12 protein-coding genes are annotated in these 15,460 nt (G+C 42.4%); 3 read left to right on the top strand and 9 right to left on the bottom strand.

Annotated elements, in window-relative coordinates:
- The first annotated feature begins 275 nt into the window (after positions 1-275).
- Positions 276-2,321: a molybdopterin oxidoreductase family protein gene (locus CJ483_RS16635; RefSeq protein WP_120036239.1), complete on the top strand. Its 2,046-nt coding sequence runs from the start codon at positions 276-278 to the stop codon at positions 2,319-2,321.
- Between the two features lie 76 nt (positions 2,322-2,397).
- On the opposite strand, the gene CJ483_RS16630 is transcribed toward CJ483_RS16635, so the two are convergent.
- Together CJ483_RS16630 and CJ483_RS16625 are read right to left on the bottom strand one after the other, a co-directional pair.
- Positions 2,398-3,105: an MOSC domain-containing protein gene (locus CJ483_RS16630; RefSeq protein WP_120036238.1), complete on the bottom strand. Its 708-nt coding sequence runs from the start codon at positions 3,103-3,105 to the stop codon at positions 2,398-2,400.
- Between the two features lie 242 nt (positions 3,106-3,347).
- A complete protein-coding gene (locus tag CJ483_RS16625) occupies positions 3,348-3,569 on the bottom strand; it encodes a hypothetical protein (protein ID WP_142927238.1) in 222 nt (73 codons plus the stop codon).
- A 355-nt stretch (positions 3,570-3,924) separates the two neighbouring features.
- On the opposite strand from CJ483_RS16625, the gene CJ483_RS16620 reads away from it, so the two are divergent.
- Positions 3,925-5,106: a YeeE/YedE family protein gene (locus tag CJ483_RS16620; RefSeq protein ID WP_120038107.1), complete on the top strand. Its 1,182-nt coding sequence runs from the start codon at positions 3,925-3,927 to the stop codon at positions 5,104-5,106.
- 41 nt (positions 5,107-5,147) lie between these two features.
- Here the strand turns inward: CJ483_RS16620 and CJ483_RS16615 are convergent, their stop codons facing one another.
- The 7 genes from CJ483_RS16615 to CJ483_RS16585 form a co-directional block, all read right to left on the bottom strand.
- The gene (locus CJ483_RS16615; protein WP_120036236.1) at positions 5,148-6,716 is read right to left on the bottom strand and encodes an NAD(P)H-hydrate dehydratase; all 1,569 of its coding nucleotides are present in this window, start codon (positions 6,714-6,716) and stop codon (positions 5,148-5,150) included.
- Positions 6,717-6,791: 75 nt separating this feature from the next.
- Positions 6,792-7,646: an STAS domain-containing protein gene (locus tag CJ483_RS16610; RefSeq protein ID WP_120036235.1), complete on the bottom strand. Its 855-nt coding sequence runs from the start codon at positions 7,644-7,646 to the stop codon at positions 6,792-6,794.
- Positions 7,647-7,911: 265 nt separating this feature from the next.
- On the bottom strand, positions 7,912-8,412 hold the full coding sequence (locus CJ483_RS16605; RefSeq protein WP_259455693.1) for a PTS sugar transporter subunit IIA: 501 nt from the start codon (positions 8,410-8,412) through the stop codon (positions 7,912-7,914).
- A gap of 72 nt (positions 8,413-8,484) precedes the next feature.
- Complete coding sequence (locus tag CJ483_RS16600) at positions 8,485-9,888, bottom strand: glycoside hydrolase family 32 protein (protein WP_342754281.1); 1,404 nt, start codon at positions 9,886-9,888, stop codon at positions 8,485-8,487.
- Positions 9,888-10,847, bottom strand: coding sequence for an aminoimidazole riboside kinase (locus CJ483_RS16595; RefSeq protein WP_120036234.1), 960 nt, complete (start codon positions 10,845-10,847; stop codon positions 9,888-9,890). Before CJ483_RS16595 ends, CJ483_RS16600 begins: the two co-directional genes overlap by 1 nt.
- A gap of 34 nt (positions 10,848-10,881) precedes the next feature.
- On the bottom strand, positions 10,882-12,282 hold the full coding sequence (locus tag CJ483_RS16590) for a sucrose-specific PTS transporter subunit IIBC (RefSeq protein WP_120036233.1): 1,401 nt from the start codon (positions 12,280-12,282) through the stop codon (positions 10,882-10,884).
- A gap of 260 nt (positions 12,283-12,542) precedes the next feature.
- On the bottom strand, positions 12,543-13,538 hold the full coding sequence (locus tag CJ483_RS16585; RefSeq protein ID WP_120036232.1) for a LacI family DNA-binding transcriptional regulator: 996 nt from the start codon (positions 13,536-13,538) through the stop codon (positions 12,543-12,545).
- Between the two features lie 315 nt (positions 13,539-13,853).
- Between CJ483_RS16585 and CJ483_RS16580 the strand changes: the two genes are divergently transcribed.
- Positions 13,854-15,443 carry a histidine kinase N-terminal 7TM domain-containing diguanylate cyclase gene (locus CJ483_RS16580; protein ID WP_120036231.1) on the top strand — a complete coding sequence of 530 codons (1,590 nt, stop codon included), beginning with the start codon at positions 13,854-13,856 and terminating at the stop codon, positions 15,441-15,443.
- Positions 15,444-15,460: the final 17 nt, after the last annotated feature.

The following is a 15,460-nucleotide window of genomic DNA, read 5'->3' as shown; positions in this document are numbered from 1 at the left end:
TTATTTCGTATTTTTATATTCCTATAACTTCACTAGGATTATGCCACGTTCTCCAAGACGTGTCAATGTTTTTTTAATAAGTAGACTATTCAATCTTTTATGCCGATAGAAGCCTTTACAGAAAAGAAAGCGAACGATGCCATCAAATATAGCTTATTTCAAATAGAGAATAGGAAATAAATCAAAAGAAAGCAATTAACTTTTCATAACATTCTAAATGTTCCATTACTGTGTTATAATCGGAAAAGTAATCTTTATGATGGGGGATACTGAATATGCAATCATATATCGACATAGAAAATGGTGTGGTCCCTTCAGTTTGTTCGCTTGACTGTCCGGACCAATGCGGGCTGTTTATACATAAAAAAGATGGGAAGATCGTAAAAATTGCAGGTGATCCCCAACATCCAATAACGAAGGGGAATATTTGCAATAAAGTAAGGAATATGGGCGAACGCCTCTACGATCACAAGAGAATAAAAACACCGTTAAAGCGCACTGGAAAAAAAGGAGAAGGCAAGTTTGTTCCTATCAGCTGGCAGGAAGCGATTGAAACGATTGCCTCCCAATGGAAGAAACTTATTACCGCGGAAGGCCCTGAGTCGATTCTTCCGTACAGCTTTTATGGAAATATGGGAAAGTTGAGTGCAGAAGGCATGGACCGACGCTTCTTTTATCACCTTGGTTCAAGTCAGCTTGACCGGACGATCTGCTCTATTGCCGGCTCTGTGGGATACAGCTATACAATGGGCGGAAGCTACGGAACGGACCCTGCGGAAATGGAAGAAACCAAATTATTTGTTATCTGGGGCATCAATGCCGTCAGCACAAACATGCATCAAATGGCGATTGCACAAAAAGCACGTAAAAATGGAGCAAAAATTGTTGTCATTGATGTTCACAAAAACCAGACAGGAAGGATGGCTGACTGGTTCATCCCCATCCTTCCCGGCACAGACGGCGCTCTTGCACTCGGCATTATGCATATCCTTTATAAGGAAAATTTAGTTGACCGCTCATTCCTACAAGAATATACCGTTGGATGCGCGGAACTCGAGAAGCATGTAGAACTCTACGAGCCACAGACTGTCTCCGACATCACAGGCGTTCCTGTTGATGATATATATAAACTGGCTCGCATGTATGGCACTGCTTCTCCTTCCATGATCCGTATTGGCAACGGCTTGCAGCACCATGATAATGGTGGAATGATCGTCCGTACGATCGCCTGCCTGCCTGCTTTAACAGGACAGTGGCGAGTAAAAGGTGGCGGTGCCCTTAAATCAAATTCTGGTTACCTAGCTTATAATACGAGAGCACTGCAACGCCCGGACCTTTTAAAACAACCAGCGCGGGTCATCAATATGAACCTTCTGGGAAACGCCCTGCTCGAGCTGGAGAGGCCGATTCGTTCGTTATTTGTCTATAATTCCAATCCAGCCGTTGTAGCACCAGAGGGCAATAAAGTCCGGGCCGGATTAGCACGGGACGACCTGTTCACTGTTGTGCATGATCTATTTTTAACAGAGACAGCCATGTTTGCTGACATTGTGTTGCCAGCGACATCCTCTTTTGAAACCACAGATTTGTATACATCTTATTGGCACAACTATCTTCATTTACAGGAACCGGTCATCCCTCCTTATGGAGAAAGTAAATCGAACCCTGAGGTTTTCCGTTTATTGGCAGAGGCAATGGGATTTGATGAGCAGGCCTTTAAAGACACCGATGAACAGTTAATTGAACAAGCGATAAGTAATGTAGATAATCCTTACTTCCCTGTTATTACCTATGACGAGCTTAAGAACCGGCGCTTTGTGAAGGCAAGAAATATAAGTAAACCGTTAAACAACTTAGGCACACCTAGTGGTAAAATCGAATTGTATTCTGAAAAGATGGAGGCAGATGGCCACCCGGCTCTTCCTACATACACACCGTTAGTACAGGAGCCAGATTTTCCTTTTCTCTTTGTGCCTGGACCGAATCATAACTTTTTAAATTCTACTTTTTCTAATAATGAGAAGCATATAAAACTCGAAAAAACACCTAAGTTATTTATGAACCAGCACGATGCCGACCGATTAGAAATTAAAGATGGCATGATAGTTCGCATATGGAATAATCGAGGAGAATGTGAGTTAACGGCGTCTATAGGCAACCAAGTATTGCCGGGTGTTGTGGTAAGCCAAGGGCTCTGGTCAGACATTTCTGGAAAGAAACACCTTGTCAATTCTTTGACACCGGACCGGATAGCGGATATGGGCGGCGGAGCTGTCTTCTTCTCAGGCCGAGTGAATGTGGAAGCAACAAACGTAAAGTGAACTGATTATTATGAGCAATAAAGACAGCGGGAGTTTCTCAACAGCCTTGGATCACCGGCTTTGCCGGTGATCTTCATTATTCATTCGGTCCAAAAACTCTCTTTCGTATATCGGAAAATTCTCCTTTTTCCACACGCTTATTTAATGTTTTCCTCCAGTTGGGCGCAAGCAAGCCACATTGTGCCAACTCACTTGCTCCTTCTATATTTTGCTTCTCTACATGCATTATTTCATTGCACCTTGCAACGGTCCATTGCGGAAGTGGACGCTCCAATAAAGTAAAGCTCTGGCCTTTTTCTACATAGCCTTCCTTTAGCACACGAAAATACCAGCCGGTCTTTCCGGTATTTTGCAGCAATAATGCCAAATTCTTTATTCCAAAGCGGCGTGCCGGCTTCCAGCAGGGCTGCCTTGGCTGTGATACTTGCACAACGGCCTCCCCAATTTGGAACGTATCCCCAATTGCAATTCCCTCTTCTGTTCGATGTTCCATTAAGAAATTTTCGCCCATGCCGCCCGGAACTAGCCGATGTGTTCCAAGCTCCTTCTCCCAATAAGAATAATGTTCAACAGGATAAGCAAATATAGCTTTTTCAAGGCCGCCGTGATTTTTTAAATCGGCTTGTCCATCTCCCGTTAATTTTGTTTTTCCAAGCCAAATGGGACCTTGCACGGGCTCTTTAAAAATTCCGCTTCTCCACTCTCGTTCCATTGGGTTCTCGGCCTCTTTTTCTCCGATTGTTTTCGGCAAGCCAACAAAGACCTTCTTTAAAAAGGGCTCCATTTCCTCTCCTCCTTTAGCCTTTAAGAAACAGCAGTAATTACTCATTTTTAGAAAGCCTTTCTTTGCATTCTCTCTTTATTCATCCTCTTTTCTCTTATACACTATGAATATACAAGAGTTCGCGAAATTTTGGAAGACAATTGCCAATCACATTACCTAGCAGCTTCTTTAAAACGACTAACAATCAAGAAGAAGCTGAATAAAAGACTTTATATATTCGTTTAAACTTTAAACTTCCCAACTCATCCGTTCGTTACCTCAGCTAATATTGCCAGCTGTCTTGATCCTGCCGCCACCTCTTCCATCGTGGCGCTCGACTGTTGGGTTGAATCGGCTGTCTCCTTTCCCCCTGCCATCGCTTCTTCCCCAACCAATGCTATTTCTTCTACACAATCAGTCATGCTCCAGGCGCTTACTGTACTATCGGATAAATTGTTCGAAACGGTTTTAATACTGTTAACCATCTCCGTTACAGCTGAATTAACTTTATCGATCATCTCGCCGGATGTCTGTATTTGCCCGCTTCCTTGTTCTACTTCTGCATCACCATTTTTTAATGATTCGGCTATAATCGCTGATTACCATTCCTGCCTATAGCTAATTAAGCTTTTATAGATCATTCAAGTAGCTTCCAACTGAGTAACGAAAAGGAATCTCACACTCTATTTACATTTCGTCAAAAAAGAGTTATTATAATTAACGTTAATCCCAACTATTTAAATAGGATAAGAGGTGGAATAATTGACACAAACAACTTTACCTACACCGCCGCCAAATTGGGATCATCAATCAACGACGGTCGTTACCCGGCTAAATCCGATGCAAAAGCCGTTGGCATTAGTCGGTATTCTTATAGCAATCATTCTTTTGGCTTCTATTGTAAGTATGACAAGCTGGACACAGGGAACCTTATTTATCATCGGCATTGCCTTAGGGGTTACCCTATTATATGCCCGCTTCGGTTTCACTTCTGCTTTCCGCCGGTTAATGTCGGTTGGAAACGTTCAAGGACTGCAGGCGCATATGATTATGCTGGCGATTGCTTCCGCCCTGTTCGCCATTATACTAGGAACGGGTTTTAGCTTTACCGGTGTCACACCTGCGGGCTATGTGTCGCCGGTTGGTACAAGCTTAATCTTCGGTTCATTTATTTTCGGAATTGGCATGCAGCTCGGAAACGGCTGTGCCTCTGGAACATTGTATCAAGTAGGTGGCGGAGCCTCTTCAATGTTGTTAACACTTCTTGCTTTTATTGCAGGCTCTGTTCTAGGCGCTTACCATTTTACTTTTTGGATGGAGGACACGCCTTCACTGCCGCCTATTTCCTTAGCTGAATCAACTGGACTAGGTTACTTTGGAGCTTTGGCCATTCAATTAATTCTTTTTGCAGCGATCTATTGGATCACCGTGCAAATCGCCAAGAAGAAAAACCCACCAATGATGAAGCCTCTGCCAACTACTACCGGATGGAAAAAAGTGTTTCGTGGCTCTTGGCCATTGATCACAGCCGCCGTTGTATTGGCTTTGCTAAATGCACTAACCTTGACTGTTAGAGGAACTCCATGGGGCATTACTTCTGCTTTCGCTCTTTGGGGCGGCAAAGCGCTTATGGCTATGGGAGTGGATGTATCAAGCTGGGGCTTTTTCTCAGGCCCTAATGGTGAGGCGCTTAAACAAACCGTTCTAGCCGATTCTACAAGCGTGATGAATTTCGGGATTATTTTAGGCGCTTTTATTTCAGCCGCTTTCCAGGGAACGTTCAAGCCGAAAAAAATTCAGCCGAAAGTCGCTGCAGCTGCCATCGTAGGCGGACTGTTAATGGGTTACGGCTCCCGTCTCGCCTTCGGATGTAATATCGGAGCTTATTTCGGCGGGATTGCCTCCTTTAGCCTTCATGGCTGGGTGTGGATGGTTATGGCTATGCTGGGTACGTGTGCAGCCTTATTTATCCGGCCGCTTTTTGGATTAAAGAACCCAAAATCAACAGATACATTTTGTTAATAAAAAGGAGTACTAAAGTTTCTCACTTTAGTACTCCTTTTTTATGGCTGCGATTCTCGTTGCTCTATTTCCCTAAGCTGCTCACACACCCCATCGATCATATCGAAAGGCATCACTCCATAATGAGATAGAGCTTTAGCTTTTTCCTCCCCTGATCTTGCATGCAAATAACTGGCCGAAATGAGCGCCTCTAAAGGCTGGGCTCCTTGGGCAAGAAAGGAGGCAATCATTCCGGTCAGCACATCACCGCTCCCGCCCTTTCCAAGTGCACTGTTGCCAATTGGATTAATATATACTTCCCCGTTCGGTGTAGCAATAACGGAACGGTGCCCTTTCAGCAATAAATAAAGCTGGTGCTCTTCAGCAAAAGCGCTGGCTATCCCAAGGCGGTCAGCCTCAATTTCTTTAACCGTTGTATTTAATAATCTAGCCATTTCTCCTGGATGAGGTGTAAAAATGACATGGCCCTCATACTCACGTACAATATCCCATTCATTCCGAATTAAATATAAAGCATCTGCATCCACGACAACGGGCTGGGAAGGCAGGGACTTTATTAATTTCCGAATCCATTTTTCACCGTCAGAAAACCGGCTCATTCCAGGGCCAACGGCTATACTGTCAAATTCATGAAGGCGTGGGGCCATTTCACTAATCGCTTCTATTGAAAAATGACCATTCTTTTCTGGCAACGGCAAAAATAATAGTTCTGGATGCTTGGCTGCAACCATTGGATAAATGTTTTCGGGTACAGCCATCGTGGTTAACCCGGCCCCGCTGCGCAGCGATGCTATAGCTGAAAAAACAGGTGCCCCTATGTACTGGCGGGAGCCCCCTGCTACAAGAACATGACCGAACGTTCCCTTATGGCCAGTTGCCGGCCGTCTCGGCAGGCTGGCCCTGACGAGCGATTCGGTAATTAACCGTGGCATCGAGAGGCCTAGAATGGGTGCCGCTGAAGGTGGAACAGAAATATCCACTGCCTTCCATTCTCCAATGCAATCCGGACCATCATTCAAAAAGAATCCTTTTTTCGGGAATACAAAGCTGATCGTCTTAGAAGCTTGCACAGCTGCCCCCTCTACTTTTCCGTTATCACTATTTAGACCTGATGGGAGATCAATAGAGATAATGCAGCGCTTTCCAGCATGCTCGTTGACCATGGAAATCACTTGAAGAAAAGGCTCTCTGACCGGGCCATTTATCCCCGTTCCTAACATCGCATCTACAATAATATCAGCCTCGTTTAAATGATTTTGAAGCCTGTCCAATCCTTGCTCATGAAGATAAAAAATGGGCAGTCCCCGGTTAACATAGGCTTCCAGATGGATTTTGGCATCACCTTTTACACGTTCAGGGTTGACCAACAGGCAAAGAAGAGGCTTCAGCCCTTGATCAAATAGCTTGCGGGTAACGACAAAACCATCTCCGCCATTGTTTCCTCCCCCGGCGAGCACAATTACTTTCGAATGCTCGTAGCAAGAAGCTGAAAGAACCTCTTCAGCTATCTTCGCTCCCGCGTTTTCCATCAAGACAACACCGGGAAGCCCAATCTTTCCTATTGTATACTCATCCATCTGCTGCATATCCTTTTGTCCAGCGATAAACATGCACAGCCCTCCTGAGTTCGTGATTATTCATTCTTGCTTCCGACTCGTTACTTAGCTCTTTCTGCCATCAGCTGATCACTCACCTAACTTTTCGGATGAGTGCTTTCCTAATGCTTGCTGCAAGGAGCTAAATGAGTCTACTCCAGAAAAATCGATACCCAGCTGTACGGCCGTTTGAGCAATTTCTGGCCGGATTCCTGTCATGGTTGACTTAATGCCCAATAAGCTTAGAACCTGGATGATTTGAAAAATCTGATGGGCAACCATCGTGTCAATAATCGATACGCCAGATAAGTCAATGAATAGATGAGAAATTTTTGCTTCTACACACTTTTCAGGTATTTGTTCTAAAATGCTCTTGGCACGCACCGTATCGATATCACCAACTAACGGCAGTATTCCTTTAGAAGCCGCAATCGGAATAACAGGGGAGCCCAATTCTTCAATTAAACTCTGCTGAGCCGAGAGTCTTCTCATCATCAATCTAAAATACATTTCAGAGAATTTAATATTCAGATCATCAAACGCCGCATGCAGAACCGTTCCCCACCTTACAATATCCTCATGAGTCACTTCGTTCTTATTTAACTCTACAAACTTCTTCACAAAATGCCAATACACGGTTCTTGCTGAACGAAGCGCAGCCTGCACTTCATGAATCGGCGTATTGCTGTCCACTCTGCTTTCTGCTACTTCCCGGGCCCATTGATCTTTTTGCTTCTTAAATGTCTCTTTTTCTTCAAGAAGAGTGCTAGCTACCGTTAAATTAGTTAACCGATTTTGTTTTCGCAGTAATTCTTCTATCGACTCATCAACATCAGCCGAATAAACTGAGCCTTTCTTTTCTTCTCTTGCAGCTAGCCACTTATCTGTAATATCGTTCGAGTGATCAACCAAATAGTCGTAAAGCCGAGAATCTATCTTGCTCATTGTCCTTCCACCTCTATGGCTAAGATTTAGTCTGTATACATTTTCCACGTGTGTTTGCTCTTATAAATCATATCACTTTTTTGAGAATGACCCCATTATCAGGATTTCTGCTACTTTTTAATTAAAAAAACAACTACCTTCTTTCAGCAGTTGTTTTAGAATATAGGCAGGGCCTAATGGATATATCTTCCCTCGATCAATGACAGTAACTGACAATGAAGGAGACGAGCTGTTTGTCAGCAGTCTGAACCGGTGGATTTATTCCTTAAGAGCAAGTCACTGTCATAATCTCGCTTTGACTATTAGTGACTTCATTGAAATTTCCTTTCTCAATCGCTTCCATATCATCTGCATTCGTTACAACGATCGGCGTGACAATGCTTTTTGCTTTTTCCTTAACGAGCGGCAAATCAAATGTGACTAATGTATCTCCAGGTTCAACTTTGTCTCCTTCTGATACATAGGTTGTAAAGCCTTCACCGTTCATTGAAACAGTTTCCAACCCAATGTGAACGAGGAGCTCTGCGCCGTTCTCTGCTTTAATGCCAATAGCATGCTTCGTAGGGAACACTAAAACAACCTCTCCTTTGACAGGTGAGACAATTTTCCCTTCAGAAGGTTCAATAGCCATGCCGTCCCCCATCATTTTTCTCGAAAAAACAGGATCGGGTACTTCCTTTAGAGAAAGCAGCCGGCCATTTACTGGCGCGAGTATAGTAACAGTCTTTGGTGGTTCCTGCTTCTTGCCAAACATTTTCTTGAACACTTTTTTTCCTCCTTTTACCTATACAGTGCTGGATGACTCATTCTCCTAGCTCCCATTTCTCAACAAACATCTCTACCTGTCCACTTGCTTTAAACACAATGGATTGATTGTCAGGATTGGCAAAAATCTAGCTGTAAACACTTCCTCTCCTCCGTTAAGAAAAACTTCAATAGAGCTTCTATCTAAAAAAATATGCATGTCTTTTAATTGCAAGAGTTCACAGGTCCGACTCTCGAACGCTCCCCCTTTGAACACTTCCCTTTCCAACGTAAAGATGCCCTGACCGGGATAAAAATAAAGATGGACGTTGTTGCGAATAACTATCTCTACCTTTTCCGCATGGACATAGTCAAATCTTACTTTGACTTCGCTAACCTCCCCGCGAATCTCCTCGTATGTGTTTACGCCATCTCTTAAAGAAACTGTACCGTGAAAATCTTTTTTTCTACGTAACTTTACCAGTTCTTCAACTGGTTTTTGATAAAGCTTTTCTCCTTCTAAGATTAATTGGCGCGGGATTGTTAAGGCGTGGATCCATCCCTGTTCAATTGTGGGCTGGAAAGATTCATTTTCATCGGTTATTCCCATCCATCCAAACATAATCCTTCTTCTCTTTTCATCCTCAAACGTCTGCGGTGCATAAAAATCAAATCCGCGATCTAGCTCCAAAAAATCTCCATGATTAAACTCTGTGGTACCCACCTTCCATTCCCCAATGAAATAACCAGACTGAAACAAATTTTGATAGTGGTACCCACTCGGCTCCAGCCCTTGAGGTGAGACTAGTAAAATATCTTTCGAACCTATTTGAAAAAAATCCGGACACTCCCACATATACCCGAAAGCATTCAAACCATTCATATAGCTTCCCGCAATTGGTCCTCTATACTCCCAATGCTGCAAATCTATCGATGAAAAAAGCACTACTGCTCCTTCCTTCTCACAGGTTTGTGCGCCAACCACCATGTACCAGCTATCATTTCTTCTCCACACCTTCGGGTCACGAAAGTGGGGAGTAAAGCCATCAGGAAGAAAAATAACCGGTCCTTCCTTTGCAAAATCCATTCCGTTATCGGAGACAGCTACGCATTGGTATGTTTCTCGCTTTGCTTCATCTTTTACATTCCCAGTGTAAAATAAGAGTAACTTCCCCCCGACTTCAATGGCACTTCCAGAATAACAGCCGTTTCGCTCATACCATTCTGTCGGTATCAGTGCTGGAGGATGATCCTCCCAATGAACTAAATCATCAGAGGTATAATGCCCCCAAAACTTTGGTCCATGTGATGTTTCAAATGGATTCCATTGATAGAAAACATGATATTTATCTTTATACTGAATGAGCCCATTCGGATCATTTAGCAACCCGATCGGCGGCATAAGATGAAATTGAAGACGATAGGGATCATTTTTTCTCTGCTTCTCGTTTTCTTTTATCTTCTCAGATAAACGACCAAGTAACTCTTGTTGATTCATTATAAACTCCTATTTTTTGTTAAAGTTTTTCGAACTTCTTTCAGTGTAGGCAGCGCAGTCATCGCACCTTTTTGTGAAGCGGCGAGCCCTCCGGATACAGAAGCGAAACGGGCGAGATCTGCTGCCTCCTCCAATGAAATCGAATGGATTCCCTCCGTCCGTTCGTTAAGACCATAAAGCAAGCCGGAGACGAAGGCATCCCCAGCGCCCGTTGTATCAACGGCATTCACCGGCAGCGCCCCTATTTCAGCCCATCCATTTTTTGTGAATACAATACTCCCTTGTGCCCCCTTCGTTAAACAAACAAGTGAAAGATCATATTCTTTGATCCAGCTTTTAACCGTGTTTATATCTGTGTCCCCTGTTAAAAACAATAGCTCCTCCTCAGACAGCTTTAACACGTTTGCTTCTGCCATCATCTTAAAGATCATATGTCTAAGCCGCTCCTCATTCTCCCATAAAGCCAAGCGGACATTTGGATCGAATGAAACAATCAATCCGTGCTTCTTTGCATAGGAAAGTGCCTGCAGTGTAGCCATGCTCGCTGGCTCTTTTAAAAGAGAGATCGTTCCGAAGTGGAAAATTTTTTTATCAATAAACCACTTTTCTTTTATTTCCGATTTTTCCAGAAAGAAATCAGCGCTTTCTTTTATATAAAAACTAAAACTGCGCTCTCCTATTTCATCTAACGTGACAAATACAAGTCCTGTACGATAGCGTTCTGTCAGGATGACAGCGGAAATATCTACTCCATATTTTTTGAGCGTTTCCTTCAAAAAAACGCCTAACACGTCCTTGCCTACTTTTCCGATAAAGGTTGCTCTCATCCCTAGACGAGCAGCTCCAACCGCTACATTGGCTGGAGCGCCGCCAGGGCTTTTTATATATGCCATGTTCTCAGAGTCCATCGGGATAAAATCGACCAAAGCTTCGCCAAGCGTGAGCAGTCCTTTTTTCACAGGATATTCCCCTTTTCAATCAAAATAGATAGAGTTATTTTTGGCTTTTCAACATCTTATCATTGAATCCAAACATCCAAGTTAATATAAAGGCAACAGCAATGGCTGCAACATTAACAAGTAAGTAAAGAACAATTTGCCCATTTAGATAGAGTAGGGTGCCTGGAATAACAGTGATGGCCATTCCCGTGCCTTTCAAGCCAAAGAGCGAGGCAAGAAACCCGCCTACACCGCCTCCAATCAGCCCCATGACGAATGGTTTAAAATAGCGCAAGTTGACACCAAAAATAGCCGGTTCTGTAATGCCTAATAGTGCAGATAATGAGGATGGAAGAGCCAATGCTTTCAGTTTTTTAGACTTTGTTTTCAATCCTACTGCTAATGCAGCTCCTCCTTGTGCAGCAACTGAACAAGTAACAATAGCGTTATATGGATTGTTTCCGAATTTCTCAAGCAGCTGAATTTCTAGCATATTGAATACATGGTGGACTCCCGTGACAACAATAATTTGATTTAGGAAGCCAATGATAAAACCACTAATTCCAAATGGCCATTTTAAAACAGCCACGGTCGCATTTAAAATAATTTCTTCTACACTATGAAAAATAGGGCCAATAACGAACAAAGCTAACATAATCATTATGAGCAATGTTAAAAAGGGTGTCACAATTAGATCAAACGTATCAGGAACACGTTTGCGAATTTGTTGTTCAAGCTTTGCCCCTATAATTCCTGCGATAAACGCCGGCAGCACAGATCCCTGATAACCTACAACAGGGATAAAACCAAAAAATTTAATCGCTTCTGCCTGCTCGCCAGCCACTTCCCAGGCATTTGGCAAGGATGGACTGACAAGCATCAGACCTAAAACTAAACCGATGATCGGTGAACCGCCAAATACTCTAAATGTGGACCAGGCAACTAATGCTGGTAAAAAGATAAAAGCAGTATCTGTTAACACTTGTGTAAATAAAATAAAGTTTTCTGGAACATGATCAGGTGTTATACCAAACAAAGAAAGAATTTGTTCCTGCATAATCAGACCGCGGACTCCCATAAATAGCCCTGTTGCTACAAGGGCAGGGATAATCGGAACAAACACATCGCCGAATAACCGAATAGCTCTTTGGAAAGCATTTCCGCTTTTAGCGGCTTCTTTCGCTTGCTCCCCTTTAGATGAACTTTCAACACCCAACCGGATCACTTCTTCATAAATTTTGTTGACTGTTCCTGTACCGAGGATAACCTGGTATTGACCTGAATTAAAAAAGGCTCCTTTAACCCTTTCGATATTCTCTACTTTTTCTTGATCAACTTTTTCTACGTCTTTTAACATCATTCTTAAGCGTGTAGCACAATGAGCAGCTGACACTATATTTTCCTGTCCACCAACGGCCTCAATAATTTCTGCAGCTATCTGGCGATTATCAGCCATACTTTCACACCCCTTTTTTAGTCATCCATGCCCTCAATAATTAGAAGTTAGCCACCTTGTGGAATCGATCCCACAAGGTAAAAAAATACAAGGAATCGATTTTGCTCTGTAAAAAGATAAAGCCGATTCCTCTAAAAAGAAAACAATCACGATAAAACAACGACTCAATGATAGCTTATTAAACCGGGCACCGCCTTCGGTACCTTCAAACCATTAAAAATAACGGTTGGTATTAGTCTATGAAATCGATTTCATAATTATTATACACTATTGCCTTCAATTACTCTATAGTTCAAAATTAATTTTTTTTGGCCTTCACTGTTTTTTTCAATTTGTTCTAATAGAATAACAGCTGCCTCCTGTCCCGCCCGTTCATTTCCAAAATCTATTGTCATTAAAGCAGGCTGGACATACTTAGAAATATCAGCAGCTCCCATACCAGCAATGGCTATTTCTTTAGGGATGCTATACCCTGCTTCCTTTAAGTATTGCATAGCGCCGATCGCTATCCGGTCCGTCACCGCAAAAACTGCATCAGGGCGGCTATCTTCTGTAGACCTGCCCATAATTTCTTTCATTGCTTCAAAACCAGAAGAAATATTAAAATCTGCTTGCTCCATCCATTCTGGATAAACAGGAAGCTTATGCTCTTTCAGTGCCTCTGTAAATCCTCGCTTACGCTGGATACCTACAGAGGGGTCTGATTCATCCACACCGATAAATGCGATATTTTTATACCCTTTCAGAATAAGACGCTTTGCTATTTCTTTGGCTGCATGACAATCGTCAAATATCACACTAGAGGCATGCGGGATGTCCTGGCCGATCGCTACAAATGGAATGTTCAGCTGACTGATCTCTGCCACTAGCTCTGAATTGACATTAGTAGCAATTAAAACAATTCCGTCTACTTGTCTGCTCTTTAATAGACGCAAGTATTCAATCTCTTTTTGAGGATCGAGATTTGTTGTTGTTAAAAGAATTTGATACCCTTGCTCTTGAAACACTTCATTCAGTCCGTTTACTACACGCCCTGAAGTTTCCGTGCTAATTTTCGGGAGGATCACTCCAATTACCTTCGTTCTTTTTGTCCGAAGTGCCTTTGCATGCTGACTCGGCATGTACCCAGTCTCCTCAATTACTGCTAAAACACGATTGCGTGCCTCTTCACTCACATAGCCTGAATCATTTAATACACGCGAAACAGTTGATCTTGAGACTTTTGCCATTTCAGCAATTTCCTTAATCGTCAACATTCCAAACCCTCCACTACACATAATAAACATAAAAATATCATAGCATCAACTTCCATAGCCATCTACTTCTTACTATCTAAAACAAAAATATAACGGCCGGATCATGAATCAGCCCTTTCTCTTTAGATAGGGGTGGTTGTCTGTTTCCCTCTCCTCCATTCTTATAAAGAGGCAATGGTGAAAAGCATATGTCAATAAATGAACTGTAAACTATCTTAATGTTTCTAAGTTTTTAATATAATTGACAAAAACTTTGTTATAATACTTCAATAATAGAGAGAAACAATCTATTTATTCTACTTTCGGAGTTGGACGATGAATTCAGAAATCTTCCGTTATATTGTTATTGTCTCTGTATCAGGTGTTTTATCCATTATTCTGACAATCTATGCCTATGTTAAACGGCACTTATCTTCCAGCAGTACAACGTTTATTTGGATGTCATTTTTTTCAGCCATCTACACATTTGGACATGCTTTTGAACTGGCAAGCAGCACTCTGACAGAAATTTCTTTTTGGTTGAAGTTCCAGTACCTAGGATTGCCCTTTATCTCTCCATGCTGTCTCATTCTAGTTTTGCAGTATGCAGGATTAGATAAATTTCTCAAGTTAAAACAACTTTTAGTTCTCTTTTTAATTCCATTCATTACTTCTTTTATGTGTTTAACAAATAATTTTCACCATCTATTTTACCGCTCTGTCTATTTACGTCCAAACGAAAACTATGCACTGGCTGATATGGTTGCTGGACCTTGGTATATCGTGCATGGCAGCTATACATTTGGTTGTCTCCTGCTCGGTGTATGTATTTTATTATGGTATTGGAAGCGGACAAAAGCCGTTTATTGGAAGCAAATTTCTCCCTTGCTATTGGGTCTTGTTATTCCAATGATTTCTTCCTTTTTATACTTAGTTGGCCTTTCTCCCCATGGAATGGACCCAGTACCTGTCGTCATGTGCTTTACCTCTGCTTTATATCTCTGGGCGATCTTTTCCTTTAAGCTGCTCTCCCTATCGCCGATAGCAAGAGACCGAGTTTTTGAAAGCATGCGGGATGGCGTACTTGTTGTAAATACAGCCTATCAAATCGTAGACTATAACGAAGCCGCTGAAAGCATTCTCTTTAGGCTTAATGCTTCATCTGTCGGGAAAAACGTTGAATTACTCTGGAGAGATGAGGGAAGCGAGCTCACTTTTTATGAGAATGATATCCCGGAAAGAGAACGGTCATTTGAGTGGTTGAACGAAGAAAACGATAAATATTATTACGTTCGAATCACACCTATATTCAAAGCCGGAAAAACGGTGGTCGGCAGCATCATCGTTTTAAGTGATATTACTGCTCAAAAAATGCTGGAAAAACAATTAAAAAGACTGGCCTATACCGATGGGCTAACCCAAATTTATAACCGTTCCTATTTCATCAAGAGAAGCGAGCAGTATTTAGAGCAATCGATTAAAGCAAATAAACCACTGTCTGTTCTTCTCTTTGATATTGATTATTTTAAAAAAATCAACGACCGCTATGGTCACAGCATTGGTGATTCAGCCATTCGCCACGTCGTATCAATCTGTCAAAAGCATCTGCAGCCAACAGACATTTTTGGCCGGTATGGCGGGGAAGAATTTGTCATTTGTTTGCCTGATATAGATATTAATGAGGCGAGCAAAAGAGCAGAAAGCATCCGTGCCCATCTTGCTGCTTCTCCTTTGGAAACAAGCAAAGAATCTCTTTCTGTTACTGCAAGCTTTGGAGTTGCTGCTGTGCAGGCCCGTACAGATACACTTGATACCCTCTTGGAGGCGGCTGACCAAGCGTTATACACTTCTAAAGAAAACGGCCGTAACTGTGTGCATATAGCTGATAAATATTCTCCTCCACTCCCTGTCCAAAGCGAAAAATAACCCCTGCTGCTAAAAAC

This window comes from Bacillus sp. PK3_68, from assembly GCF_003600835.1.
Lineage (GTDB): Bacteria > Bacillota > Bacilli > Bacillales > Domibacillaceae > Pseudobacillus.
This window is presented reverse-complemented; position numbering and strand designations above follow the sequence as displayed.